1 protein-coding gene is annotated in these 219 nt (G+C 59.8%); it reads left to right on the top strand.

Going from position 1 to position 219, the window contains the following annotated elements:
• The coding region (locus AF337_RS02460) for a hypothetical protein (protein WP_152970867.1) at window positions 1-219 on the top strand (219 nt) is incomplete at both ends.

The following is a 219-nucleotide window of genomic DNA, read 5'->3' as shown; positions in this document are numbered from 1 at the left end:
CCAGCACCTCGAGCGCTGCATTCCTCGTCTCATTCTGCCATATCGATGGTTTCCGGCTCGATCAGACGAGTTCGATCCATCAATATCCGGTCCTGCATGCCGACGGCCGGCGCGCCGATCGGGCTGCCGCCTTCGGGGCCAAGTTTCTCAAGCAGTGGACCCGCACGATGCGGCTGATCAAGCCACAGCTTTTCCTGACGGCCGAAGACTATTCGGATT

Origin of the sequence: Rhizobium ecuadorense, from assembly GCF_001187535.1 — a bacterium.
Classification (GTDB): domain Bacteria; phylum Pseudomonadota; class Alphaproteobacteria; order Rhizobiales; family Rhizobiaceae; genus Rhizobium; species Rhizobium ecuadorense.
This window is presented reverse-complemented; position numbering and strand designations above follow the sequence as displayed.